This window comes from Azospirillum picis (assembly GCF_017876115.1).
Lineage (GTDB): Bacteria > Pseudomonadota > Alphaproteobacteria > Azospirillales > Azospirillaceae > Azospirillum > Azospirillum picis.
The window spans coordinates 347,249-371,788 of record NZ_JAGINO010000002.1; the positions used below are offsets into that span (position 1 = coordinate 347,249).

Genomic DNA, 24,540 nt, shown 5'->3' on the forward strand with positions numbered 1-24,540 from the left:
GCGCATGAATGTTGCGCGCAGGCATCGCGCGGGAACGCAGGAGACACCCTGGCCGAGCCTTGCGCGACATCTTGCGGAAACCCCTCCCCTCCCCTACCAAGACCTCCCGATGCCCCGTCCCGCCCCCACGAGTCCTTCCGCCGCCATGACGACACCCGCCGACCGACGTGCCCGCCTGGCGGGCCGCGCCTTCCTGTTGCTGGCGCCCGTCGCCTATGGCCTGCTGACGCTGGCCTTCGGCATGGACGCCAACTGGGACCTGCGGAACTACCACTGGTACAACGCCTATGCGCTGCTGACCGGCCGGCTGGGGCGCGACCTGCTGGCGGCGCAGATGCCGACCTTCTACAGCCCCGTCCTCGACGTTCCCTTCTACCTGCTGGCGGCGCACCTGCCGGCGCGGCTGGCGGGGTTCCTGTGGGGAGCCCTGCAGGGCGTCAACCTGTCGCTGCTGTACGTGCTGGCATCGTCCTGCCTGCGGACCGTTCCCCTGCCGAAACGGACCTCGGTCGCCATGGCGCTGGCGGCGATGGGCGGGCTGGGCGGCGGCACGCTGGGGCTGATCGGCACCACCTTCCAGGACAATGTGGTCAGCCTGGGCGTCCTGGGGGCGCTGGCGGTGGTCGCCGCCAGCCTGCCGGGCATGCTGGGGGGACGGGCGCTTCCCGCCTTCGCCCGCGCCGGCGCCGCCGGGCTGCTGGCCGGGGCGGCGATGGGGCTGAAGAACCCGACGGTGATCTACGCGGTCGGGCTGTGCCTGGCCTTCCTGGCGCTGCCGGCGCGCCCATGGCGGCGGCTGTGGCTGGCCTTCTTCTTCGGGATCGGCGTGCTGGCCGGGCTGGCGGCGGGCGGCGGCCTGTGGATGGCGCATCTGTGGCACGACTACGGGAACCCGGTCTTCCCGCACATGAACCACATCTTCAAGTCGCCCTTCGCCGCGATCTCCGACTACGTCAACGTCAGCTTCTTCCCGCCGGGCGTGCTGCAACGGCTGTTCTTCCCCTTCGTCTTCACCTTCTCCCCGCTGACGGTGGGCGAGGTGCCCTATTTCGACCTGCGGGTGCTGGCGCTGTTCGTTCTGGTCCCCCTCGGCGCCGTCTGCGCCCTCATCGGCCAAGCGGCCGGCGGCTCCGCGTCCCGGGAGCGGGCCGGCTGGCTGACCGACGGGCCGGCGACCCGCTTCCTGCTGGTGGCGATCAGCATCACCTACGCGCTGTGGGTGGCGATGTTCTGCATCTACCGCTACCTGGTGCCGCTGGAGATGCTGGCGCCACTGGCGCTGGTGATGGCGGTCGGGCTGCTGCCGCTGGCGCGCCGGTTGCGCATCGGGCTGGCGGTGGCGGTGCTGGCGCTGGTGCAACTGACCGTGCAGCCGGCCGACTGGGGGCGCGTCGCCTGGGCCGACCGCTGGGTGACGGCCGAGGTGCCGCCGATCGAGGACCCCGACGACACCATGGTGCTGATGGCCGGCTACTGGGCGATCTCGCACGTCGTCCCGTCCTTCCCGGCCGGCGTCACCTTCGTGCGCATCCAGTCGAACTTCCTGCAGCCGGATTCCGTCGGCAACGGCTATCTCGCCATCATGAAGGACAAGGTGGCGGCCCACCGCGGCCCGCTGATGATGCTGAGCACCATCCCCGACACCCCCGGCGGCGCCAAGGCGGCGGCGCTGCTCGGCCTGCGGCTGGATCCCGCGAGTTGCCGGGCGATTCCCAACAACCTGGGCGAGCCCCTGAACCTGTGCGGAATCACCCACGCGGCAGTGGAATAATCGGCGGGCCTGTGCTGTTTATCGCCACAGCCTCCATGAGAGCCCAATGTGAGCCGGCAGGCGCGAGCCGTTCCCGGCCCTGGCAGAGCGAAGCACCCGACGATGATGCAATCGACCCTCGACCGCCCCGTCCCCGATCGCGCACCCGCCGATCGCGCGCCTTCTGATCGCGCGCCTTCTGATCGCGCGCCTTCTGATCGCGCGCCTTCTGATCGCTCTGCCGCCGATCCCGCCGCCAGCCCCGGCCCGCGCGCCGGCGCGTCGGGAACGCCGATTGCCGGACCGGACGCCGGGCCGGCACCGACCGTCGCGGTGCTGATCCCCTGCTACAACGAGGAGGCGGCGATCGGTACGGTGGTCGCCGACTTCCGCGCCGCCCTGCCGGATGCCGTCGTCTACGTCTACGACAACAACTCCAAGGACCGGACGGTCGAGGTGGCGCGCGCGGCCGGCGCGGTGGTGCGCAGCGAGCCGCTGCAGGGCAAGGGCAACGTGATGCGGCGGATGTTCGCCGACATCGAGGCCGACGTCTATGTGCTGGTCGACGGCGACGACACCTACCACGCGCCGAGCGCACCGCTGCTGGTCAAGCGGCTGTGGGAAGAGCGGCTGGACATGGTCAACGGCGCCCGGGTCACCGAGATCGTCGCCGCCTACCGCCCCGGCCACCGTTTCGGCAACCTGCTGCTGACCGGAATGGTCGCCAAGATCTTCGGTAGCCGCATCAACGACATGCTGTCGGGCTACCGGGTCTTCTCCCGCCGCTTCGTCAAGTCCTTTCCGGCGCTGGCCAGCGGCTTCGAGACCGAGACCGAGCTGACCGTCCATGCGCTGGAGCTGCGCATGCCGATCGCCGAGGTGAAGACCCCCTACAAGGATCGCCCGCCGGGGTCGCACAGCAAGCTGAACACCATCCGCGACGGCATCCGCATCCTGCGCACCATCGTCCATCTGGTGAAGGAGGAGCGGCCGCTGCCCTTCTTCTCCGCCATCTTCGGCATCCTGGCGCTGCTGGCGGTGATCCTCGGCGTGCCGGTGATCGCCACCTACTTCCAGACCGGGCTGGTGCCGCGGCTGCCGACCGCCGTGCTGGCGACCGGCCTGATGGTGCTGGCCTTCCTCAGCCTGACCTGCGGGCTGATCCTCGACACCGTCACCCACGGCCGCCGCGAGGCCAAGCGCATGCACTATCTGGCGCTGCGGGCACCGGGCGGCCACCCGCCGCTGGCCGGCGCCCGCGGGGACCAGGACCGGTGAGCGGCAGCTCCGGCACCCTGCGCGGAACCCTGGCCGACAGCCGGCTCGGCCGCCTGGCGGTCCAGTTCGCCAAGTTCGGCGCCGTCGGCATCGTCGGGCTGCTGGTCGACACCGTCGTGCTCTATGCCGGGCTGGGGATGGGCCTTGAGTTCTTCGCCGCCCGCGTGCCGTCCTTCTTCGCGGCGGCGACGGCGACCTGGGCACTGAACCGCGCCTTCACCTTCCGCGGCGCCGCCGACGAGCCGCTGCACCGCCAGTGGGCCAAGTTCATCGTCGCCAACGCCTTCGGCGGCGTGGTGAACTATGGCGTCTCGGTGGCGCTGGAGTCCGGCGTGCAGACCGTCGCCGAGCATCCGTTCCTGGCGGTGGCCGCCGGATCGATCGCCGGGATGTTCTTCAACTTCGCGGCATCGAAGCATCTGGTGTTCAAGGGGGCCTAGCCGCGGCCCCGCATGGGCGCCGGGTTCCGGGCGCGGGTTCCGGGCGCGGATGCCTCTAGGATCCCCGGGGCGCCCGCGATTCTGCCCTGCACGGCCTCTTATGGACTTATCCCCACGGCTCGCCATATAACGGCGGCCATGACCCGCGAATTCCTGAAGATGCACGGCCTCGGCAACGACTTCGTCGTGATCGACGCCCGTTCCGAGCCCTACAGCCCCCCGGCTGCGGAGGTGCGCGCGATCGCCGACCGCCGGATGGGGGTCGGCTGCGACCAGTTCATCGTGCTGGAACAGACCGACGCGCCCGGTGCCGACGCCTTCATGCGCATCCGCAACGCCGACGGCAGCGAGGCGGCCGCCTGCGGCAACGCGTCGCGCTGCGTCGGCTGGCTGCTGATGGAGGAAAGCGGACGCGACCGCGCCAGCTTCCAGACCGCCGCGGGTCTGCTGCACGCGAGCCGCGCCGACAATGGCCGCATCACCGTCGACATGGGCGCCCCCCGGCTGGACTGGGCCGCGATTCCGCTGGCCGCTCCCGCCGACACGCTGCGGGTCGAAGCGGTGGAGCATGGCGGCTTCGCCGCCCCGGTCGCGGTCAACATGGGCAACCCGCATGCCGTCTTCTTCGTCGACGACGCGGAGGCGGTGCCGCTGGACGAGGTCGGCCCGGTGTTCGAGAACCACCCGGCGTTTCCCGAGCGCGCCAACATCGAGTTCGCGCAGGTGCTGTCCCCCACCGCCATCCGCATGCGGGTCTGGGAGCGCGGGGCCGGCATCACCCAGGCCTGCGGCTCGGGCTCCTGCGCCACGCTGGTCGCCGCGGTCCGCCGCGGCCTGACCAGCCGCAAGGCCGACATCATCCTCGACGGCGGCACCCTGACCATCGAGTGGACCGAGGACGACCGCGTCCTGATGACCGGCCCGGTCGCGCTGGCCTTCAGCGGCCGGCTGGCGCCCGAGCTGACGTCCGTCCAGCCGGTATCGGAATGAGCGACGCCCCCGACATCGCCACCCAGTCCGGCCCCGAGATCGTCACCTTCGGCTGCCGGCTGAACACCTACGAATCCGAGGTGATGCGCAACCATGTGCGCAGCGCCGGGCTGGACGACGTGGTGATCGTCAACACCTGCGCCGTCACCTCGGAAGCCGAGCGTCAGGCGCGCCAGACCATCCGCAAGCTGCGGCGCGAGCGGCCCGACGCCCGCATCGTCGTCACCGGCTGCGCCGCCCAGATCGACCCGCAGCGCTTCGCCGCGATGCCCGAGGTCGACCAGGTGCTGGGCAACCAGGAGAAGCTGCAGCCGGAAAGCTGGGGCCTGCCGCCGGCCGAGAAGGTGCTGGTCAACGACATCATGTCGGTGAAGGAGACCGCCGGCCACCTGATCGGCGGCTTCGAGGACCGCGCCCGCGCCTTCGTCCAGGTGCAGCAGGGCTGCGACCACCGCTGCACCTTCTGCATCATCCCCTACGGCCGCGGGCCGTCGCGCTCGGTGCCGATCGGCGGCATCGTCGAACAGGTCCAGGCGCTGGTGAAGGCCGGCTACAACGAGGTGGTGCTGTCCGGCGTCGACATCACCAGCTACGGCCCCGACCTGCCGGGGTCGCCGTCGCTGGGGCAGATGGTGCGCCGGCTGCTGGCCTGCGTGCCGGAGCTGCCGCGGCTGCGGCTGTCGTCGCTCGACTGCATCGAGATGGACGACGACCTCTGGCGCCTGATCGAAAACGAGCCGCGGCTGATGCCGCACCTGCACCTGTCGCTCCAGGCCGGCGACGACATGGTCCTGAAGCGGATGAAGCGCCGCCACGGCCGCGCCGACGCCGTCGCCTTCTGCGAGCGGGTGCGGTCGATCCGCCCCGACGTGGTGTTCGGCGCCGACTTCATCGCCGGTTTCCCGACGGAGACCGAGGAGATGTTCGGGAACACCCTGCGGCTGGTCGAGGAGTGCGGCCTGACCTGGCTGCACGTCTTCCCCTACAGCCCGCGTCCCGGCACCCCCGCCGCCCGCATGCCGCAGGTCGACGGCGGCGTCCGCAAGGAGCGCGCCGCCCGCCTGCGCGCCGCCGGCGAAGCGGCGGAGGCCCGCACGCTGGCCGGCCTGGTCGGCCGCACCGCGACGGTGCTGGTGGAGAAGGACGACCTCGGCCGCACCGAGCATTTCGCGGCGACCCGCCTCGGCCGCCCCTTCCCGCCCGGTTCGCTGGTGCCCGCCGCCATCACCGGCATCGCGAACGGCGTCCTGACCGGCACGCCCCTCTGACATTTGCCTCTTTGCCACCCGCCTCTCTGATAGTGGACACTCCATGATCTTCCGCTGGTTCGGCCGCAAGAAGCCCGAAGAGACCGCTCCCAAGGAGGAGGCGAAGGACGAGTCGGCGACGCTGGAGTCCGCCACGCCGGCGCCGGAAGAGGAGAAGGCCGCGGAGCCTGCGGCCGAAGCGGCATCGCCGGCTTTCACGCCAGCCGCTCCCACGCCGGTGACCCTGCCGCCCGCGCCCAAGCCGGAGGTCGAGGCGGTCCCGGAACTGCCGCCCGCGCCGCTGCACGCTGACGCGCCGGTGGCGGTCCCCGTGGCGCCGGCCGTCCCGACCGTCCCGGCCGCCCAACCGGCGCCGCCCCCGGCAGCCGAGCCGCCGGCCGCCCCGGCCTCGGCCCCGCTGGTGCCGGCACCGGAGCCGGAGCCGGAGCCGGTTCCCGAACTGCCGCCTGCCCCCGCAGAGCCGGAGCAGGACCCGGAAACCGCCGCCGCCGAAGAGGCGCCGCCGACCAGGAAGGGCTGGTTCGCCCGGCTGAAGGAAGGGCTGTCGAAGTCCTCCTCCAAGCTGACCGACGGCATCACCGGCATCTTCACCAAGCGCAAGCTCGACGACGAGGCGCTGGAGGAGCTGGAGGAGCTGCTGATCACCGCCGACCTCGGCCCGGTCACCGCGGCGAAGGTCACAGCGGAGCTGGCGCGCACCCGCTTCGGCAAGGAGGTCTCGCCGGACGAGGTCAGAACGACGCTGGCCGCCGAGGTGGCGAAGATCGTCGGCCCGGTCGCGAAGCCGCTGGTCCTCGATCCGGCCCTGAAACCGCATGTCATCCTGGTCGTCGGCGTCAACGGCACCGGTAAGACCACCACCATCGGCAAGCTCGCGCGCCAGTTCAAGGCCGAGGGCAAGAGCGTGATGCTGGCCGCCGGCGACACCTTCCGCGCCGCCGCGGTCAGCCAGCTCAAGATCTGGGGCGAGCGCACCGGCTGCCCGGTCGTCGCCCGCGACACCGGCGCCGACGCTGCCGGGCTGGCCTACGACGCGCTGGAGCGGGCGCGGACCGAGAAGGTCGACGTGCTGCTGATCGACACCGCCGGCCGCCTGCAGAACAAGACCGGCCTGATGGAGGAGTTGCGCAAGATCGTCCGGGTCATCAAGAAGCTGGACGAGACGGCGCCGCACACCACCCTGCTGACGCTGGACGCCACCACCGGCCAGAACGCGCACAGCCAGGTGGAGATCTTCCGCGACATGGTCAGCGTCAACGGGCTGATCCTGACCAAGCTCGACGGCTCCGCCCGCGGGGGCGTGCTGGTCTCGCTGGCGGAGAAGTTCAAGATCCCCGTGCACGCCATCGGCGTCGGCGAGGGAGTCTACGACCTGCGGCCGTTCGATGCCGACGCCTTCGCGAAGTCGCTGATGGGGTTGAACGCGGAGTAAGCCGTAGAGTGGGCGGCATTGGCTGAAAATCGCCCTTTTCAGCCGGGCATCCGCATGCCATTTCTGAAAGCATGATCGAAAAAGCCCCGCTCCAGCCCGGGTCGGCCGGGCGCTTCACCGACGCCAAAGCCGCACTGGCCTGTGTGCGCGACATCTACGAGCGCAACACCGCCTTCCTGCGCGAGCGCTTCGCCGCCTATACGCAGGGCGAGGAGGAAGGCGGGCGCAACCGGGCCTGCTACCCGTACGTACGGTTATCGGTGACGTCGGGCGCCGCCGTCGACACACGGCTGGCCTACGGCTTCGTGGAGGGGGTGGGCGCCCATTCAACCACGGTCACCCGGCCGGACCTGTTCGAACGCTACCTGATGGAGCAGTTCACGCTGCTGCTGCGCAACCACGGCGTCCCGCTGGAGGTCGGCGTCAGCGAGGAGGCGATCCCGATCCATTTCGCCTTCCCCCAGGGCATGTATGTGGAAGGCGACCTGCCGCCCGACCGGCTGACCCGGCTGCCGGACCTGTTCGACCTGCCCGACCTGGCGCGGATGGACGACACCATCGTCAACGGCACCTGCGACACCGGTGCCGACGCGGTGAAGCCGCTGGCGCTGTTCACCGGGCCGCGGGTCGATTTCTCGCTGCACCGGCTGCGCCATTACACGGCGACCGCGCCGGAGCATTTCCAGAACTTCGTCCTGTTCACCAACTATCAGTTCTACGTCGACGAGTTCATCCGGCTGTCGCGCGAGATCATGGAGCCGACCGGCGACGCCGACCTCGCCGCCTATCGCGCCCAGTACGACAGCTTCGTCGAGCCGGGCGACATCGTCACGACCAACCAGAACCTGGGCGGCGCGGCCGACCTGCCGAACGGCCGGCTGGCGCGCATGCCGCAGATGCCGGCCTACCACCTGAAGCGGCCCGACGGCAACGGCATCACCCTGGTCAACATCGGCGTCGGCCCGTCCAACGCCAAGACGATCACCGACCACATCGCGGTGCTGCGGCCGCATGCCTGGCTGATGCTGGGCCATTGCGCCGGCCTGCGCCACACCCAGCGGCTGGGCGACTATGTGCTGGCCCACGGCTATGTCCGCGAGGACCATGTGCTCGACGCCGACCTGCCGCTGTGGGTGCCGGTGCCGGCGCTGGCCGAGGTGCAGCGCGCGCTGGAGACCGCGGTCGAACGGGTGACCGGCCTGTCCGGCTTCGACCTCAAGAGCATCATGCGCACCGGCACGGTCGCCACCATCGACAACCGCAACTGGGAGCTTCGCGACCACCGCGAGCCGCTGATGCGCTTCAGCCAGAGCCGCGCCATCGCGCTGGACATGGAGAGCGCGACCATCGCCGCCAACGGCTTCCGCTTCCGCGTGCCCTACGGCACGCTGCTGTGCGTGTCGGACAAGCCGATGCACGGCCAGCTCAAGCTGCCGGGCATGGCCGACCGCTTCTACCGCGAGCGGGTCGACCAGCACCTGAAGATCGGCGTGCTGGCGATGGAGCTGCTGCGCGAGCACGGGATGGAGACGCTGCATTCCCGCAAGCTGCGCAGCCTGGCGGAGGTGGCGTTCCAGTAGGGGGAAGGTTCGATGCCCCCTCCCCGACCCTCCCCCGCTTCGCGGGAGAGGGTGCCTTCTGCGAAGCGGCGGCAGTCCCCTCTCCCGCGAAGCGGGGGAGGGTTAGGGAGGGGGCCGCCGCTTCGGCCTTACGCCGCGGCGAACAGGCCGTCGATGGCGGCGGCGGCGTCGGCCAGCGCCTTGTCCTTGGCCTCCGGACCCATGCCGATGCCCTCGGCGCGGATGAAGGTCACGTCGGTGACGCCGAAGAAGGCCAGGACCGAGCGCAGGTAGGCCTCCTGGTGGTCGAAGCCGGCCAGCGCCGGGTTGGTCGAATAGACGCCGCCGCGGGCCGAGGCGATGATCACGCGCTTGCCGCCGGCCAGGCCCTCGGGGCCCTTCTCGGTGTAGCGGAAGGTGCGGCCGGCCTGGGCGAGGCGGTCGATCCACGCCTTGAGCTGGGTCGGGACCGAGAAGTTGTACATCGGCGCGCCGATCACCACGACGTCGGCGGCCAGGAACTCGTCGACCAGCGCGTCGGTCAGGGCGAGCTCCTCGCGCTGGCGCTCGTTGAGGCTCTCCAGGTTGCGGAACTTGACGACCTGCAGCAGCTCGCCGGACAGGTGGTCGGGCGGGTTGGCGGCGACGTCACGGGCGACGACGGTGGCCGACGGCTCGGCCTTCACCAGCGCCTCGACGATCGAGGCGGTCAACTGACGGGTGACGGACGCCGCGCCCAGCGGGCTGGAGTCGACGTGCAGGATCGTGGTCATGACGGGAGAAGCCTTCGGGTTGTTGCGGCCTTCGCGGCCGTTTTCCGAAAGGCAGCATGCCCCGTTGCCCCGCAAGGATTAAGCTGCCGCGTGCGCGAAAGAGCGTCCTCGTGCGCGCAACAATCCGCTCCGTGCGATGGGGTCAGCGCGAAACCAGGGCGCCGTTGCGGAAGACCGCCATCTGCCCCGGCCGCATCACCGTCCATGACTCGTCACGGGTCAGCGGGCGGGTGGCGATGACGGTGACGACATCGTCGGGAGTGGTCTCCTGCGAGAAGTCGACGCTCATGTCGGCGTCGACCAGGGTCGCCGGCCCGAAGGGGGCCTTGCGGGTCAGCCAAGCGAGGTTGGTGGCGCAATGGCACCACAGGTAGCGCCCGTCGCTGAGCAGCATGTTGAACACGCCGAGCGATCCCAGGTCGGCGGCGAGATGGCGGATCAGCTTCATCAGCCCGGCGGTGGTCTTCGGCGGCTCGGGATACTGCATGCGGATCTGGTCGAGCAGCCAGCAGAAGGCGTGCTCGCTGTCGGTGCTGCCGACCGGCTCGTAGAAGGTGAGCAGCCGGTCCTTGATGCCCTTGAGCTGGCCGTTGTGGGCGAAGGTCCACAGCCGACCCCATAACTCCCGGGTGAAGGGATGCGTGTTCTCCAGCGCGACGCGGCCGCGGTTGGCCCGCCGGATGTGCGAGATCACCGTGCAGGACTTGATCGAATATTGGCTGACCAGCCGGGCGATCTCCGATTCGGCACTGGGCGCCGGGTCGTGGAAGCTGCGGCAGCCCTTGCCCTCGTAGAAGGCGATGCCCCAGCCGTCGCGGTGCGGCCCGGTCTGGCCGCCGCGGCGCATCAGACCGGCGAAGCTGAAGCAGATGTCCGTGGGCACGTTGGCGCTCATGCCCAGGAGTTCGCACATGGTGTCCTCGTCTGCCGCTTGTCGACGCCTCGGGGGCGGACAAGCTACGACAGGCGGCGGACAACGTCACCTTCTGACTTGAGGCGCCGCGGCGATGGCCGTCCGGCGCCAGGGGCGGGAGCGGCGGCGGGGCCAGGGCTTCGGGCAGGGCGGCATGTCCGGCCTGAGGCATCCCTCCATCGGCCCCTGCCCCGCCGCGCCGCCCAGCCCGATCCAGGCATCCACGAGGCTGGTGTCGAACCCGCATTCCCGGCGGTCGCCGACCCGCATCAGCGGGCGGCGGACCAGCAGCGGCCGGGCGACCATGGCGGCCAGTGCCGCCGCCTCGTCCATCGCCTCCGGCACGACCTCGCCGCTCTTCACGGCGGGTGCCGCACGGTTGAACCACTCCGCCACCGGACGATTGCCGAAGAAGGGACGCAGCGTCGCCGGCGTCCACTCCTCGGACAGCAGGTCGCGGGCGATCACCCGGTGGCCCGCCTGCTCCAGCATCGCCTTCTGCCGCGCGTTGCCGCCGCAGCCCGGCTTCTCATAGAAAACCACCTCGGCCATCTGGTCATCTCCCCCGGAAAAGCGGTGCGCGGGCCAGCAGCGCGTCGGTCTGCTGGCGGATTTCCTCATGGACCTTGTGGTCGAGCTTGCGCAGCCAGCGCGGCGGGATCGAATCCGCCCCATAGGTGGCACCGGCCAGCATGCCGGCGATGGCTCCGGTGGTGTCGGCGTCGCCGCCCTGGTTCACCGTCTCCACCACGCAGCTTTCGACCGAGTCGGTCTGGAAATAGTAGTGGAAGACCGTCTGCACCGTATCGACGACGAAGGCGGTCGACAGGCCGCGGTAGGGCTCGAACCTGAACTGCCGATGGCTGGCGACCAGGGCGTTCGCCTCCTCCCGCGCCGCGACGATGCCGCCGCCCAGCACCAGCCGCCTCACCATCCGTCCCAGCGCGATCACCGCGGCGTCGGAGAGCTGGTTGCAATGGGTGATGTGCGACTGCTCGACCGACCAGCGCTCGAACGCCGCGTCGTCGCCCAGCGTCGCCAGCGCCACCGGCAGGTTGCGCATCGCCGCGCCGTTGCCGGCATGGTATTCCGACTCCGGCTCCTCCAGCGTGCCGTGCATGATGAAGCGGCGGATGCCGCGGCGGGTCGTGTCGCCGACGTCGACCGGCACAGACTTCAGCCAGTCCGCGAACTCCCCGGCTGCGCGGCGGACATCCCAGTCGGGACCGGACAGGATGGCGCGGCCGAGGTGCAGCGACATCTCGGTGTCGTCGGTCACCTGGCCGGCGCCCAGCTTCAGCCAGCCGCCGCCCTTGATGTGCTTGTGGACGCCGAACTGGTGGGCGATCTCGCCCCTGGTCAGGAACTCCACGGTGGCGCCGAGCGCGTCGCCGCAGGCCAGGCCCAGATAGGCCCCGAGCGCCCTGGAGCGGATCTCTGGCGTAAGGATCGTCGGATCGGTCATGCGATGTCCTGGTCCGCCCCGCAGGCGCGCCGGCACGCGGCCGCCGCCGGACGTGAGGTTGTCAGAGAAGCGACACACCCACCCGGTAATCCCCGCCAATCACCAGATACTCCCCTTCGCCCTGGAATGGGTAGCGCGGCAGAATGTCGCGGAAGAAGACGACCTTGGGCAAAGGGACCCAGGCCTCCAGGATATGGTCGCCGAACTGGCCGGCGAGGTCGCGGTCGATGGAGAAGGAACACAGGTTGTTCAGCCGCAGCACCGCCGTCCGCCGGTCGGGCCGCTCGACGACATGGTGTTCCGCGAAATCGTTGACGCCGCGGTAGAGACGGATGTGCGAGGCCCAGTTCGGCATCGGCGCCTCCGGCCAGCCGCGGCGGATGGTCCACTGGCAGAATTCGTAGAGCAGGTCGAGTTGCAGGTGGATGTTGTTGTTGTGGAAGCGGGTCGACAGCTTCTGCTCGCCGTAGGCCCGCCAGGCATCGGAGGAAAAGCGGCGGATCGGCTCGCCATGGAAGGTCGGAAGCAGGCCGAATCGGCTCTCCACCCATCCCTTCAGCACCGCCCCCTCGGCCCGGTTGCTGTCGAACATCCAGCCCTTCAGCAGGCGCAGGTAGCTGGCACGGAAGCGGCGCCTGCCATCCGGCCCCTGCGAGCCGGAGAAATCCGGGTTCACCCCGAAGACGCCGGCCATGTAGCGCTGGAAGACGTCCGACGCCGTCAAGGCGTCGGGACTTTCGTCCAGCGCCTCGAACAGGAGGGCGTGCTCGCTGCGGGTGGCGCCGATGCGCAGGCGCCGCGGCTCGTCGTTGTAGGCTTCCGCACACAGCAGCGCCGCCGGCACGTTGACGAGGTTGGTGCGATGGCCGCGCAGCGCCAGCGGCGAGTCGGGATCGATGCTCCGGCCGTCCGCCTCGCGCAACACCCGACCGTCCGCCATTCCCGCCCACTCCACGGCTATACTGCTATTTTTTATATGGATAATGCGGATCGCGGCAGCCGCCAAGCCTGGAAATCCTGCACCTCACCGGTCCATGGCGGCTTGTCCCAAGAATGTCCGTTTGAAGGCGAACGGCATGGTCCCCATACTCTGATGCAGCCACGCTTACGATCCGGCGGCACCCGCATGGCCTTCTGGCCGACCAAGTACGACGACAGCCGGCGCCGGCGCGCCACGCCGGCGCTCGCGCGCAAGGCGACGCCGCCGGCCGCCGAACCGTCGGCACCGCCCAAGCCGGCATCGCCCAAGCCGTCATCGCCCAAGCCGGTACCGGACCTCCGGCCGCCGCGCGGCATCGAGGAGGTCCGCACCGCGTTGCGGCTTGCACAGCTCCTGCGCGGCAATTTGACGCCGATGCGCGGCGACGCGGTGATCGAACTGCTCGAACCGCACCGGCCGCGGCTGGTGCCCAAGCCGGTGAACCCGCTGGCGGGGATGGGCGGACAGCCGCCGGGCCGCATGCTGGATGCCCTGATGCGGCCGATCGGGCAGATCGTCACCGACGTGCTGCTGCCGGGCCTGCGCGACCATCTGGTCGACCGGCTGGTGGCCGGCCGCACCGACCGCGAGGACAGCCTGCCCAATGCCGTCGACCTCGCCGAGGCGATGCGGTCGCTCGTCGGCCGCATGCGCGGCGGCGGCAAGGCCCATCTCCAGGCTGTGATCGCGGCGATCGGGACGGACGCCCGCGCCACCGCCGACGCGCTGACCCGCGACCGCCGCCCGATCGACGTCGGCGGCATCGATCTGCTGGCCCGCGCCCTGCTGCGTTTCGAGGTGCGGCGCATGGTGCTGGAGGCGCTGGGCGGCGACGGCGCGCTCCAGGACGTCGTCTACCAGTCGCGGCGGCTCGCCCGCTATTCGCTGCGCCGCGCCACCGAGGCCATCGACGGCTTCGCCGCACCTCAAAGCGCAGGAGGGCGTGGACTGAAGGCCCTGCACGCCAGCCTCGCCACGCTGGCGCAGGCGGACGGGCTGATCGTCATCGCGCTGCGCAACCTGGACGACCAGGAGGAGACGAAGGAGGAATCAGGCCCCTTCGTCGAGCCGGCCGACCGCAAGGCGATGAACGACTGGCTGTCGGCGGCATGGCGGCTTTCCGACACATTGTTCGATCTGGTCGGGCGGGCCGCCGCCGGCGGCGAGCTGGACGACCTGCTGTTCGCCGCCCTGCTGCGCCAGTTGCGCAGCCTGCACCATTTCTGCGCCGACCTGACCCACGCCGGCCGTCCCGCCGCGGTCGACACGCTGAAGCGGCGCCTGACCGACCGCTGCGACACGCTGGCCCGCCTGACCGGCGAGCGGCTGGTCGAGGCACTGCTGGGCAAACCCGCCGACCCGGCGCTGGCCCGCCGCCTTCTCGCGCGCGGCCGGCTGCTGGCACAGCTTCTCTACGACATGGGCCGCGACGAGGCGGTGGAGGCGTTGGCCCTGCGCCTCGTCTTGGCGGCGGAGGCCCTGGGCGAGGAGCGTTAGGCTTCGGCCTTGAGGCGCCTCCTCCCTTGGAATCTCCCCACCATAAAGACCAGACAAAATGTCGGGCTTTGTCGTGTGTGTCGGGACCCCGACAAAGGGAGGCATGGCATCAGTTCAAAAATTTTCCCTTATACGTCAAGCGTTTAGCATATTTTTCCGCTCTGGCACGGGCCGTGCAGTCCATGAATTCCGAAGCGGCCAGGAACCGGCCGCACCGGATCGAAGCGAAACTCCACGACCCAAGCACAGGAGCGACCCACATGGCCAAAGCGCCTCTGCGTCAGATCGCCTTTTACGGCAAGGGCGGTATCGGCAAGTCCACCACCTCCCAGAACACGCTGGCAGCCCTGGTCGAACTCGGCCAGAAGATCCTGATCGTCGGCTGCGACCCGAAGGCCGACTCGACCCGCCTGATCCTGCACGCAAAGGCCCAGGACACCGTGCTGCATCTGGCCGCCGAGGCCGGTTCGGTCGAGGACCTGGAGCTCGAGGACGTCGTCAAGATCGGCTACAAGGGCATCAAGTGCGTCGAGTCCGGCGGTCCGGAGCCGGGAGTCGGCTGCGCCGGCCGCGGCGTCATCACCTCGATCAACTTCCTGGAAGAGAACGGCGCCTACGACGACGTGGACTATGTGTCCTACGACGTGCTGGGCGACGTGGTCTGCGGCGGCTTCGCCATGCCGATCCGCGAGAACAAGGCCCAGGAAATCTACATCGTCATGTCGGGCGAGATGATGGCGCTCTACGCCGCCAACAACATCGCCAAGGGCATCCTGAAATACGCCCACAGCGGCGGCGTGCGCCTCGGCGGCCTGATCTGCAACGAGCGCCAGACCGACAAGGAGCTTGATCTGGCCGAGGCCCTGGCCAAGCGCCTGGGCTCCAAGCTGATCCACTTCGTGCCGCGCGACAACATCGTGCAGCACGCCGAGCTGCGCCGCATGACCGTCATCGAGTACGCGCCGGAGAGCAAGCAGGCGGAAGAGTACCGCCAGCTCGCCAGCAAGGTGCACAACAACTCCGGCCAGGGCTGCATCCCGACCCCCATCACCATGGAAGAGCTGGAAGAGATGCTGATGGACTTCGGCATCATGAAGACCGAGGAGCAGCAGCTCGCCGAGCTGGCCGCCAAGGAAGCGGCCAAGGCCGGCGCCTGACCCCAGGCCTAGCGACGGTTGCCTACCGGCCCCCCTGCCGCCCATGCAGGGGGGACCGCCTGAACACTGGCCCCATCCCCAGCCCCGCACAACGCCGACCCAAGACGGTCCGCATGGACACGCCCAGGGGCGACGGCGTGGGAGGGAGGGGCTCGGTCACGCGCTGCAGTGGCGCGAATATTCAAGCAGGAGGCCGGCTATGAGCCTGTCCGAGAACACCACGGTCGACGTCAAGAACCTCGTCAACGAAGTCCTCGAAGCCTATCCCGAAAAGTCCCGCAAGCGCCGCGCCAAGCACCTGAACGTGCTGGAGGCCGAGGCCAAGGACTGCGGCGTCAAGTCGAACGTCAAGTCCATCCCCGGCGTCATGACCATCCGCGGCTGCGCCTATGCCGGCTCCAAGGGCGTGGTGTGGGGTCCGATCAAGGACATGATCCACATCTCCCACGGCCCCGTGGGCTGCGGCTACTACTCCTGGTCCGGCCGCCGCAACTACTACATCGGCGACACCGGCGTGGATAGCTGGGGCACGATGCACTTCACCTCCGACTTCCAGGAGAAGGACATCGTCTTCGGCGGCGACAAGAAGCTGCACAAGGTCATCGAGGAAATCAACGAGCTGTTCCCGCTGGTGAACGGCATCTCGATCCAGTCGGAATGCCCGATCGGCCTGATCGGCGACGACATCGAGGCGGTCGCCCGCGCCAAGTCGGCGGAAATCGGCAAGCCGGTCATCCCCGTGCGCTGCGAAGGCTTCCGCGGCGTGTCCCAGTCGCTGGGCCACCACATCGCCAACGACGCCATCCGCGACTGGGTGTTCGAGAAGACGGAACCCAAGGCCGACTTCGTTTCCACCCCCTATGACGTCACCATCATCGGCGACTACAACATCGGCGGCGACGCCTGGTCGTCCCGCATTCTGCTGGAGGAGATCGGCCTGCGCGTGATCGCCCAGTGGTCGGGCGACGGCACGATGGCCGAGCTGGAGAACACGCCGAAGGCCAAGGTCAACCTGATCCACTGCTACCGCTCGATGAACTACATCGCGCGCCACATGGAAGAGAAGTTCAACATTCCGTGGATGGAATACAACTTCTTCGGCCCAAGCCAGATCGCCGAGTCCCTGCGCAAGATCGCCGCTCTCTTCGACGACAAGATCAAGGAGAACGCCGAGAGGGTCATCGCCCGCTACCAGCCGATGGTCGATGCGGTCATCGCCAAGTACAAGCCGCGGCTGGAAGGCAAGAAGGTCATGATCTACGTCGGCGGCCTGCGTCCCCGCCACGTCGTCGATGCCTACCATGACCTGGGCATGGAGATCATCGGCACCGGTTACGAGTTCGCCCACAACGACGACTATCAGCGCACGCCCCACTACGTGAAGGAAGGCACGCTGATCTACGACGACGTCACCGCGTTCGAGCTGGAGAAGTTCGTCGAGGCGATGCGTCCCGACCTCGTCGCGTCGGGCATCAAGGAAAAGTACGTGTTCCAGAAGATGGGCCTGCCGTTCCGCCAGATGCATAGCTGGGACTATTCCGGCCCGTATCACGGCTATGACGGCTTCGCGATCTTCGCCCGCGACATGGACCTGGCCATCAACAACCCCGTCTGGGGCGTGATGAAGGCCCCGTTCTGACCAGCGGCCTCTGGAACTGGAGAATTTGAGAATGACCGACAAGCTTTCGCAGAGCGCCGACAAGGTCCTCGACCACTACACCCTCTTCCGGCAGCCCGAATATGCGGCGATGTTCGAGAAGAAGAAGACCGAGTTCGAGTACGGCCATTCGGACGCGGAGGTCGCCCGCGTGTCCGAATGGACCAAGTCCGAGGACTACAAGGCGAAGAACTTCGCCCGTGAAGCGGTGGTCATCAACCCGACCAAGGCCTGCCAGCCGATCGGCGCGATGTTCGCCGCCCAGGGCTTCGAAGGCACCCTGCCCTTCGTCCATGGCTCCCAGGGCTGCGTCGCCTATTACCGCACCCATCTGACCCGCCACTTCAAGGAGCCGAACAGCGCGGTCTCCTCGTCGATGACCGAAGACGCGGCGGTGTTCGGCGGCCTGAACAACATGATCGACGGCCTGGCGAACGCCTATGCGCTCTACAAGCCGAAGATGATCGCGGTGATGACCACCTGCATGGCCGAGGTCATCGGCGACGACCTGCAGGGCTTCATCGCCAACGCCAAGAACAAGGACAGCGTCCCGGCCGATTTCCCGGTGCCCTACGCCCACACCCCGGCCTTCGTCGGCAGCCACATCGTCGGCTACGACAACATGATCAAGGGGATCCTGTCGAACTTCTGGGGCAATTCGGAGAATTTCGACACGCCCAAGACCGAGCAGATCAACCTGATCCCGGGCTTCGACGGCTTCGCCGTCGGCAACAACCGCGAACTGAAGCGCATCGCCGGCGAATTCGGCGTGAAGCTGCAGATCCTGTCCGACGTGTCCGACAACTTCGACACGCCGATGGATGGCGAGTACCGCATGTATGACGGCGGCACCACCATCGAGGAGACCAAGCAGGCCCTGCATGCCAAGGCCACCCTCTCCATGCAGGAGTACAACACCACCCAGACCCTGCAATTCTGCAAGGAGAAGGGCCAGGAAACCGCCAAGTTCAACTACCCGATGGGCGTCACCGCCACCGACGAGCTGCTGCTGAAGCTGGCGGACCTGTCGGGCAAGCCGGTGCCGGCCAGCCTCAAGCTGGAGCGCGGCCGTCTGGTCGACGCCATCGCCGACAGCCACACCCACCTGCACGGCAAGCGCTTCGCCGTCTACGGCGACCCGGACTTCTGCCTGGGCATGACCCGCTTCCTCCTGGAGCTGGGTGCCGAGCCGGTGCACATCCTGTCGACCTCCGGCTCCAAGAAGTGGGAGAAGCAGGTCCAGAAGGTCCTGGACGGCTCCCCCTTCGGCAAGTCGGGCGCGGCCTACGGCGGCAAGGACCTGTGGCACCTGCGCTCGCTGATCTTCACCGACAAGGTCGACTACATCATCGGCAACAGCTACGGCAAGTATCTGGAGCGCGACACCAAGGTCCCGCTGATCCGCTTGACCTACCCGATCTTCGACCGCCACCACCACCACCGCTACCCGACCTGGGGCTACCAGGGCGCGCTGAACGTGCTGGTGCGCATCCTCGACCGGATCTTCGAGGACATCGACGCCAACACCAACATCGTCGGCGAAACCGACTACTCGTTCGACCTGATCCGCTGACCGGTGCCGCCGGCCGGCGGTTCCAGCCAGACCGGCGGCCGGACATCCATCCCCCGGCCACCGGAGACCTTCCAGCCCGGAGGGCGCCCCATTCGGCGCCCCCCGGGTTTTTTCCTGTCGGCCGGATGGATGGTCAGCGCGTGGCGGACCGACATGCCGGTCATCGCGATCCCTTCGGCAACGCCGGCCGATCCGTTCAGTTGGTCTTTGCGTATCAAAGTTAAGGAAACAACAACGCCCCGGTAGGAAAAAAACAACCCCTCGCCGAGCGCCGGAGCAGATTAGAAAACCGGCATCCGATCTTCGTCATCGGTGTTCCGCAGTCGGTTTCACTGGCGGTACATTGGTACAACCCTTATTGACCGGTTTCGCCTGCTACGCTTCTATCATCGGGATCAAGCCGGAAGACGGGGGAGGCGATGTTCGGTTTCATTCAATCGGTCAAGGGGACAGGCTCCGACAGCCAGGGGGTCATGGCGGCCCTCGACCGCTCCCATGCCGTGATCGAGTTTTCGATGGACGGAACGATCCTCGCCGCCAACGCCAATTTCCTCGCGGTGATGGATTACACCCTGCCCGAGATCGCCGGCCGCCACCACAGCATGTTCGTTCCGCCGGCGCAGCGGGACGGCGCGGAGTACCGCGCCTTCTGGGAAGCGCTGCGCCGCGGCGAGCATCAGACCGCCCTGTTCCAGAGGATCGGCAAGGGCGGGCGGGAGGTGTGGATCGAGGCGACCTACAATCCCGTAACCGGGCGCGACGGCAGTCCGGCCAAGGTGGTCAAGATCGCCACCGACGTCACCGAGCGGCAGAAGATCAACGCCGACATCAAGAGCAAGGTCGAGGCCATCTCGCGGTCGCAGGCGGTGATCGAGTTCATGCCGGACGGCACCATCCTCAGCGCGAACGAGAATTTCCTCAGGGTCCTCGGCTATGGCCTGGGGGAAATCCAGGGCCGGCATCACTCCATGTTCGTCGCCCCCGCCGAGCGTGACGGCGCGGCCTACCGCGAGTTCTGGCAGCGGCTGAACCGGGGCGATTTCCAGATCGCCCAGTATCGCCGCATCGGCAAGGGCGGCCGTGTGGTCTGGATCCAGGCCAGCTACAACCCGGTCTTCGACGATGCCGGCCGCCTGACCAAGGTGGTGAAGTTCGCAACCGACATCACCGAGCAGGTCACCCTGCTGGAGCGGCTGAAGGTGATGATCGACACCAATTTCGCCGACATCGAGCAGGCGATGGGGTCGGCCCACGACCAGGCCGCCGCCGCGACGGCGGCATCGGCCGACACGCGGTCCACCGTGCAGACCATCGCCGCCGGGGCGGAGGAGCTGGCGGCTGCCGCCCGCGAGATCGCCGGCAGCATGTCGCGCTCGCAGCAGGCGGCGGACACCGCAGTGATCGAGGCGGAGACCGCCGACCGTGCCGCCGCCCGCCTGTCGGAGGTGGCGCTGGCGATGGGCGGGATCGTCGACCTGATCCGGTCCATCGCCGGCCAGATCAACATGCTGGCGCTGAACGCCACCATCGAGGCGGCACGGGCGGGCGAGGCCGGCCGCGGCTTCGCGGTCGTCGCCAACGAGGTCAAGAACCTCGCCAGCCAGTCGGCCAAGGCCACCGCCCAGATCTCGCGCGAGATCGACGGCATGCAGGCGGTGTCGACCGACGTGGTATCCTCCCTCGGCGCCATCCGGTCGGCGATGACCAACCTGCGCGAGTTCGTCGTCATGTCGGCCGGCGCGGTCGAGGAGCAGACCACGGTGACCGACGACATGTCGGTCAACATGCAGTCGGCCTCCGGCTCGGTCGCCCAGGTCGACCACAACATCGGTTCCATCACCACGGCCTTCACCCAGGTCGCCCGCGCCGTCGCCGAGACCAAGGAGGCAACCCGCATCCTGACGCGCTGACCGCCCGCGCCGGCTGTAGCAGACCCGACAATGGCCGCGGATTGTCAGGTATCACACAGGCCGCCGAACCGGACAATCTTTTGAAAACAGTCCCCTGACCTGGTGGCATGCTCCCTGCAAAGCCCGTCCTCAGAGCCATTTCCGGCGCCAGGATGGGAGAGCGGGCATGCTCCAGGACAAGATCCAGGACGTCTTCAACGAACCGGGCTGCGCGACCAACCAGGCCAAGTCGGCCAAGGAGAAGAAGAAGGGCTGCACCAAGTCCCTGAAGCCCGGTGCGGCGGCCGGCGGCTGCGCCTATGACGGCGCGATGATCGTGCTGCAGCCGATCGCCGACGCCGCCCACCTGGTGCACGGCCCCATCGCCTGCCTCGGCAACGCCTGGGACAACCGCGGCACCCGCTCGTCTGGCCCGCAGCTCTACCGCACCGGATTCACCACCGACCTGTCGGAACTGGACGTCATCGGCGGCGGCGAGAAGAAGCTCTACCGCGCGATCAAGGAGATCGTGCAGCAGTACGACCCGCCGGCCGTCTTCGTCTACCAGACCTGCGTACCCGCCATGACCGGCGACGACATCGGCGCGGTCTGCAAGTTCGCATCGGAAAAGCTCGGCAAGCCGGTGATCCCGGTGGAGGCGCCGGGCTTCGTCGGCTCCAAGAACCTCGGCAACAAGCTGGCCGGCGAAGCCCTGCTGGAGCATGTCATCGGGACGGTCGAGCCGGACCACACCACCCCCACCGACGTCTGCATCATCGGCGAATACAACCTCGCCGGCGAGCTGTGGCTGGTCAAGCCGCTGCTGGACGAGATCGGCATCCGCCTCCTGTCCTGCATCTCCGGCGACGGCCGCTACAAGGAGGTGGCCCAGGCCCATCGCGCCCGCGTCACCATGATGGTGTGCAGCCAGGCGCTGGTGAATGTCGGGCGCAAGATGCAGGAGCGCTACGGCATCCCCTATTTCGAGGGCTCCTTCTACGGCGTGTCGGACATGTCGGACAGCCTGCGCACCATGGCCCGCATGCTGGTGGAGCGCGGCGCCGACAAGGGCCTGATCGACCGCGCCGAGGGCGTCATCGCCCGCGAGGAAAGCCGGGTGTGGCGCCGGCTGGAACCTTTCCGGCCGCGCTTCGAGGACAAGCGCGTCCTGCTGTTCACCGGCGGCGTCAAGAGCTGGTCGATGGTCAGCGCGCTGGAGGGCGCCGGCCTGACCATCCTCGGCACCTCGACCAAGAAGTCGACGAAGGAGGACAAGGAGCGCATCAAGAAGATGAAGGGCGAGGAGTTCCACCAGTGGGACGACCTGAAGCCGCGCGACATCCACAGGATGCTGGCCGACAACCAGGCCGATATCATGATGTCCGGCGGCCGGTCGCAGTTCATCTCGCTGAAGGCCAAGGTTCCCTGGCTCGACATCAACCAGGAGCGCCACCACGCCTATGCCGGCTATGACGGCATCGTCAATCTCTGCGAGGAAATCGACAAGACGCTGTCCAACCCGATCTGGCGCCAGGTCCGCCAGCCGGCGCCGTGGGAGTCCGGCCCCTCCTCCACCCTCCTGGCGGCGGAGTGAGGCCGATGTCGCACATCCAGCGCTTTCCCTCCGCCGCCAAGGCCGCCTCGACCAACCCCTTGAAGATGAGCCAGCCGCTGGGGGCGGCGCTGGCCTATCTCGGCGTCGACCGCTGCCTGCCGCTGTTCCATGGCTCGCAGGGCTGCACCGCCTTCGGGCTGGTCCTGCTGGTGCGCCATTTCCGCGAGGCGATCCCGCTGCAGACCACGGCGATGGACCAGGTCTCCACCATCCTCGGCGGCTACGACAACCTGGAACAGGCGATCCGCACCATCGTCGAGCGCAACAGGCCGGCCATGATCGGCGTCGCCACCACCGGCGTCACCGAGACCAAGGGCGAGGACATGGGCGGACAGTACACGCTGTTCCGCCAGCGCAACCCCGACCTGGCCGGCACGGCGCTGGTCTTCGCCAACACCCCCGACTTCGCCGGCGGCTTCGAGGACGGCTTCGCCGCCGCGGTCACCGCCATGGTGGAGCGGCTGGTCGAGCCCTCGCCGGTGACCATCAGGACGCAGGTCAACGTGCTGGCCGGCAGCCACCTGTCGCCGGGCGACGTCGAGGAACTGCGCGACATCATCGAGGGGTTCGGCCTGTCGCCGATCTTCCTGCCCGACCTGTCGCTGTCGATGGCCGGGCGCCAGCCGGCCGACTTCACCGCCACCTCGCTGGGCGGGGTCACGGTGGAGCAGATCCGCGCCATGGGCGCCTCGGCCGCCACCATCGTGATCGGCGAGCACATGCGGGTGGCCGGCAACGCGCTGGAGCTGAAGACCGACGTGCCCAGCCATTTCTTCAGCCGGCTGACCGGGCTGGAGGCGTCGGACAGGCTGGTCCGTCTGCTGATGGAGATCTCCGGCCGGCCGGTCCCCGCCCGCCTGCGCCGCCAGCGCGAGAGCCTGGTCGACGCCATGCTGGACGGGCATTTCTTCTACAGCCGCAAGCGCATCGCCGTCGCGCTGGAACCCGACCTGCTGTACGCCGTGTCCGGCTTCCTGTCCGACATGGGCGCGGAGGTCATCGCCGCGGTGTCGCCGACGCAGAGCCCGGTCCTGGAGCGGCTCAAGGCGGCCACCATCATGGTCGGCGACCATTCCGACGTCGAGGCGTTGGCCCGCGACGCCGACCTGATCGTCTCCAACTCGCACGGGCGGCAGGGGGCGGCGCGGATCGGCGTGCCGCTGCACCGCATGGGGCTGCCGATGTTCGACCGCCTGGGCGCCGGCCTGCGCGTCCAGGTCGGCTATCGCGGCACGCGCGAGCTGCTGTGCGAGATCGGCAACCTGTTCCTCGCCGGCGAGATGGACCACGACCATGGGCATGGCCGCCACGGATATGGCGACCACGGGGAGCCGTCGCGCTGCGGAGGCGGATCATGCGGATGCAACGCCGTCTGAGCGTGGTGCAGCAGCCACGCCCGAGCAAAGGAGGATCGATGAAGGTCGCTTTCTGCACCCAGGACATGCAGCACGTCGACGCGCATTTCGGCTGGGCCAAGAACATCGCCGTCTACCGGGTCGACCGCCAGGGCCACGCCTTCCTGGAGACCTTCCAGTTCGGCGGCTCGATGTTCGAGGACGGCAACGAGGACAAGCTGCTGCCCAAGCTGGAGGCGCTGGCTGACGTCGCCATCGTCTACCTGTCGGCCATCGGCGCCTCGGCCGCCGCCCGCGTGGTGGCCAAGCGCATCCATCCGGTGAAGGTCGAGGCCAGCGAAACCATCCCGGCCCTGCTCGACCGGCTGGTCGAGACGCTGAACGGCAAACCGCCGCCCTGGCTGCGCAAGGCGATGGGCGAAACGCCGGAATTCCATTTCGATGAGGAGGAGTGAGGCCATGGCCGCCGAAAACGCCGACACCGCCGCCCTTGCGGAACCGTCCGTCGCCGACCAGTTCGTCAAGACGCTGGTCCTGCTGTTCCGGGCCGAGGACAGCTACGGTGCCTGGGAGGGCAAGCCGGACGAGGCCCTGCTCGCCCCCTTCATCCTCGACCGGGAGGCCCGCGCCGCCATCCCGATCATCGGCGACCCCGACCCGGACACGCTGTGGCGGCTGGAGCTGTTCTACAAGGCGGTCGGCGTGACGGTCGAGAAGCAGACCGGCCTGATGGCCTCGCCGATGATGAAGATGAGCCATGAGGGCTTCGGCCGCATGATCCTCACCACCGGCCGGCTGGTCGTGGTGTCGAAGACGCTGCGCGACGTCCACCGTTTCGGCTTCCCCAGCCTGGAGAAGCTGGCCGCCGACGGTGCGAAGCTGGTCGGCGACGCGGTGGCGCTGATCCGGGAATACCCCGACGTCGCGAACCTCTGAGCCCCGGGGACCGC

The 24,540-nt window shown here is 68.6% G+C and carries 21 protein-coding genes; 16 read left to right on the forward strand and 5 right to left on the reverse strand.

Features of this window, described 5'->3' with window-relative positions; genetic code table 11:
• The first annotated feature begins 145 nt into the window (after nt 1-145).
• From J2850_RS04105 to J2850_RS04135, 7 genes are all read left to right on the forward strand, one after another.
• Nucleotides 146-1,771, forward strand: a complete 1,626-nt coding sequence (locus J2850_RS04105; RefSeq protein ID WP_209979019.1) for a hypothetical protein — start codon at nt 146-148, stop codon at nt 1,769-1,771.
• A gap of 102 nt (nt 1,772-1,873) precedes the next feature.
• Nucleotides 1,874-3,028 carry a glycosyltransferase family 2 protein gene (locus J2850_RS04110; RefSeq protein WP_246512789.1) on the forward strand — a complete coding sequence of 385 codons (1,155 nt, stop codon included), beginning with the start codon at nt 1,874-1,876 and terminating at the stop codon, nt 3,026-3,028.
• Nucleotides 3,025-3,468 carry a GtrA family protein gene (locus J2850_RS04115; protein ID WP_307353933.1) on the forward strand — a complete coding sequence of 148 codons (444 nt, stop codon included), beginning with the start codon at nt 3,025-3,027 and terminating at the stop codon, nt 3,466-3,468. The genes J2850_RS04110 and J2850_RS04115 overlap by 4 nt, the downstream gene beginning before the upstream one ends.
• A 138-nt stretch (nt 3,469-3,606) precedes the next feature.
• Complete coding sequence (dapF, locus tag J2850_RS04120; protein ID WP_209979022.1) at nt 3,607-4,458, forward strand: diaminopimelate epimerase; 852 nt, start codon at nt 3,607-3,609, stop codon at nt 4,456-4,458.
• Complete coding sequence (mtaB, locus tag J2850_RS04125; RefSeq protein WP_209979024.1) at nt 4,455-5,726, forward strand: tRNA (N(6)-L-threonylcarbamoyladenosine(37)-C(2))-methylthiotransferase MtaB; 1,272 nt, start codon at nt 4,455-4,457, stop codon at nt 5,724-5,726. Before dapF ends, mtaB begins: the two co-directional genes overlap by 4 nt.
• Nucleotides 5,727-5,769: 43 nt before the next feature.
• On the forward strand, nt 5,770-7,158 hold the full coding sequence (gene ftsY, locus J2850_RS04130; RefSeq protein WP_209979026.1) for a signal recognition particle-docking protein FtsY: 1,389 nt from the start codon (nt 5,770-5,772) through the stop codon (nt 7,156-7,158).
• Nucleotides 7,159-7,229: 71 nt separating this feature from the next.
• Nucleotides 7,230-8,738 (forward strand): AMP nucleosidase, encoded by a 1,509-nt coding sequence (locus tag J2850_RS04135; protein WP_209979028.1) that lies wholly within the window; start codon nt 7,230-7,232, stop codon nt 8,736-8,738.
• A gap of 128 nt (nt 8,739-8,866) precedes the next feature.
• Here J2850_RS04135 and J2850_RS04140 read toward each other — a convergent pair whose 3' ends face one another.
• The 5 genes from J2850_RS04140 to J2850_RS04160 all read right to left on the reverse strand — a co-directional run bounded on the left by J2850_RS04140 (nt 8,867) and on the right by J2850_RS04160 (nt 12,808).
• On the reverse strand, nt 8,867-9,490 hold the full coding sequence (locus tag J2850_RS04140; protein ID WP_209979030.1) for an FMN-dependent NADH-azoreductase: 624 nt from the start codon (nt 9,488-9,490) through the stop codon (nt 8,867-8,869).
• A gap of 142 nt (nt 9,491-9,632) precedes the next feature.
• Entirely contained in the window at nt 9,633-10,403 is a 771-nt protein-coding gene (locus J2850_RS04145; RefSeq protein ID WP_209979031.1) for a class II glutamine amidotransferase, read from the reverse strand.
• A gap of 66 nt (nt 10,404-10,469) precedes the next feature.
• Nucleotides 10,470-10,955, reverse strand: a complete 486-nt coding sequence (locus tag J2850_RS04150; RefSeq protein ID WP_209979033.1) for an ArsC/Spx/MgsR family protein — start codon at nt 10,953-10,955, stop codon at nt 10,470-10,472.
• Nucleotides 10,956-10,959: 4 nt separating this feature from the next.
• Complete coding sequence (gene draG, locus J2850_RS04155; RefSeq protein ID WP_209979035.1) at nt 10,960-11,868, reverse strand: ADP-ribosyl-[dinitrogen reductase] hydrolase; 909 nt, start codon at nt 11,866-11,868, stop codon at nt 10,960-10,962.
• A gap of 61 nt (nt 11,869-11,929) precedes the next feature.
• Nucleotides 11,930-12,808 carry an NAD(+)--dinitrogen-reductase ADP-D-ribosyltransferase gene (locus tag J2850_RS04160; protein WP_209979036.1) on the reverse strand — a complete coding sequence of 293 codons (879 nt, stop codon included), beginning with the start codon at nt 12,806-12,808 and terminating at the stop codon, nt 11,930-11,932.
• A 186-nt stretch (nt 12,809-12,994) separates the two neighbouring features.
• Between J2850_RS04160 and J2850_RS04165 the strand changes: the two genes are divergently transcribed.
• From J2850_RS04165 to J2850_RS04205, 9 genes are all read left to right on the forward strand, one after another.
• Entirely contained in the window at nt 12,995-14,344 is a 1,350-nt protein-coding gene (locus tag J2850_RS04165; RefSeq protein WP_209979038.1) for a hypothetical protein, read from the forward strand.
• A gap of 260 nt (nt 14,345-14,604) precedes the next feature.
• Nucleotides 14,605-15,501 (forward strand): nitrogenase iron protein, encoded by an 897-nt coding sequence (gene nifH, locus J2850_RS04170; RefSeq protein ID WP_209979040.1) that lies wholly within the window; start codon nt 14,605-14,607, stop codon nt 15,499-15,501.
• Nucleotides 15,502-15,700: 199 nt separating this feature from the next.
• Nucleotides 15,701-17,140 (forward strand): nitrogenase molybdenum-iron protein alpha chain, encoded by a 1,440-nt coding sequence (gene nifD, locus J2850_RS04175; RefSeq protein WP_209979042.1) that lies wholly within the window; start codon nt 15,701-15,703, stop codon nt 17,138-17,140.
• A gap of 31 nt (nt 17,141-17,171) precedes the next feature.
• Nucleotides 17,172-18,731, forward strand: coding sequence for a nitrogenase molybdenum-iron protein subunit beta (gene nifK, locus J2850_RS04180; RefSeq protein WP_209979044.1), 1,560 nt, complete (start codon nt 17,172-17,174; stop codon nt 18,729-18,731).
• 419 nt (nt 18,732-19,150) lie between these two features.
• A complete protein-coding gene (locus J2850_RS04185) occupies nt 19,151-20,641 on the forward strand; it encodes a methyl-accepting chemotaxis protein (protein WP_209979045.1) in 1,491 nt (496 codons plus the stop codon).
• Between the two features lie 166 nt (nt 20,642-20,807).
• Complete coding sequence (gene nifE / locus J2850_RS04190) at nt 20,808-22,214, forward strand: nitrogenase iron-molybdenum cofactor biosynthesis protein NifE (protein WP_209979047.1); 1,407 nt, start codon at nt 20,808-20,810, stop codon at nt 22,212-22,214.
• A 5-nt stretch (nt 22,215-22,219) separates the two neighbouring features.
• Entirely contained in the window at nt 22,220-23,611 is a 1,392-nt protein-coding gene (nifN, locus tag J2850_RS04195) for a nitrogenase iron-molybdenum cofactor biosynthesis protein NifN (protein WP_209979049.1), read from the forward strand.
• Nucleotides 23,612-23,649: 38 nt separating this feature from the next.
• Entirely contained in the window at nt 23,650-24,045 is a 396-nt protein-coding gene (gene nifX / locus J2850_RS04200; protein ID WP_209979051.1) for a nitrogen fixation protein NifX, read from the forward strand.
• A 4-nt stretch (nt 24,046-24,049) separates the two neighbouring features.
• A complete protein-coding gene (locus J2850_RS04205) occupies nt 24,050-24,526 on the forward strand; it encodes a NifX-associated nitrogen fixation protein (protein WP_209979054.1) in 477 nt (158 codons plus the stop codon).
• Nucleotides 24,527-24,540: the final 14 nt, after the last annotated feature.

Bases quoted from the DNA above. Each gene is read 5' to 3' on its own strand.
- J2850_RS04105 (WP_209979019.1), top strand. From the start codon at position 146: ATGACGACACCCGCCGACCGACGTGCCCGCCTGGCGGGCCGCGCCTTC.
- J2850_RS04110 (WP_246512789.1), top strand. From the start codon at position 1,874: ATGATGCAATCGACCCTCGACCGCCCCGTCCCCGATCGCGCACCCGCC.
- dapF (WP_209979022.1), top strand. From the start codon at position 3,607: ATGACCCGCGAATTCCTGAAGATGCACGGCCTCGGCAACGACTTCGTC.
- mtaB (WP_209979024.1), top strand. From the start codon at position 4,455: ATGAGCGACGCCCCCGACATCGCCACCCAGTCCGGCCCCGAGATCGTC.
- ftsY (WP_209979026.1), top strand. From the start codon at position 5,770: ATGATCTTCCGCTGGTTCGGCCGCAAGAAGCCCGAAGAGACCGCTCCC.
- J2850_RS04135 (WP_209979028.1), top strand. From the start codon at position 7,230: ATGATCGAAAAAGCCCCGCTCCAGCCCGGGTCGGCCGGGCGCTTCACC.
- J2850_RS04140 (WP_209979030.1), bottom strand. From the start codon at position 9,490: ATGACCACGATCCTGCACGTCGACTCCAGCCCGCTGGGCGCGGCGTCC.
- J2850_RS04145 (WP_209979031.1), bottom strand. From the start codon at position 10,403: ATGTGCGAACTCCTGGGCATGAGCGCCAACGTGCCCACGGACATCTGC.
- J2850_RS04150 (WP_209979033.1), bottom strand. From the start codon at position 10,955: ATGGCCGAGGTGGTTTTCTATGAGAAGCCGGGCTGCGGCGGCAACGCG.
- draG (WP_209979035.1), bottom strand. From the start codon at position 11,868: ATGACCGATCCGACGATCCTTACGCCAGAGATCCGCTCCAGGGCGCTC.
- J2850_RS04160 (WP_209979036.1), bottom strand. From the start codon at position 12,808: ATGGCGGACGGTCGGGTGTTGCGCGAGGCGGACGGCCGGAGCATCGAT.
- J2850_RS04165 (WP_209979038.1), top strand. From the start codon at position 12,995: ATGGCCTTCTGGCCGACCAAGTACGACGACAGCCGGCGCCGGCGCGCC.
- nifH (WP_209979040.1), top strand. From the start codon at position 14,605: ATGGCCAAAGCGCCTCTGCGTCAGATCGCCTTTTACGGCAAGGGCGGT.
- nifD (WP_209979042.1), top strand. From the start codon at position 15,701: ATGAGCCTGTCCGAGAACACCACGGTCGACGTCAAGAACCTCGTCAAC.
- nifK (WP_209979044.1), top strand. From the start codon at position 17,172: ATGACCGACAAGCTTTCGCAGAGCGCCGACAAGGTCCTCGACCACTAC.
- J2850_RS04185 (WP_209979045.1), top strand. From the start codon at position 19,151: ATGTTCGGTTTCATTCAATCGGTCAAGGGGACAGGCTCCGACAGCCAG.
- nifE (WP_209979047.1), top strand. From the start codon at position 20,808: ATGCTCCAGGACAAGATCCAGGACGTCTTCAACGAACCGGGCTGCGCG.
- nifN (WP_209979049.1), top strand. From the start codon at position 22,220: ATGTCGCACATCCAGCGCTTTCCCTCCGCCGCCAAGGCCGCCTCGACC.
- nifX (WP_209979051.1), top strand. From the start codon at position 23,650: ATGAAGGTCGCTTTCTGCACCCAGGACATGCAGCACGTCGACGCGCAT.
- J2850_RS04205 (WP_209979054.1), top strand. From the start codon at position 24,050: ATGGCCGCCGAAAACGCCGACACCGCCGCCCTTGCGGAACCGTCCGTC.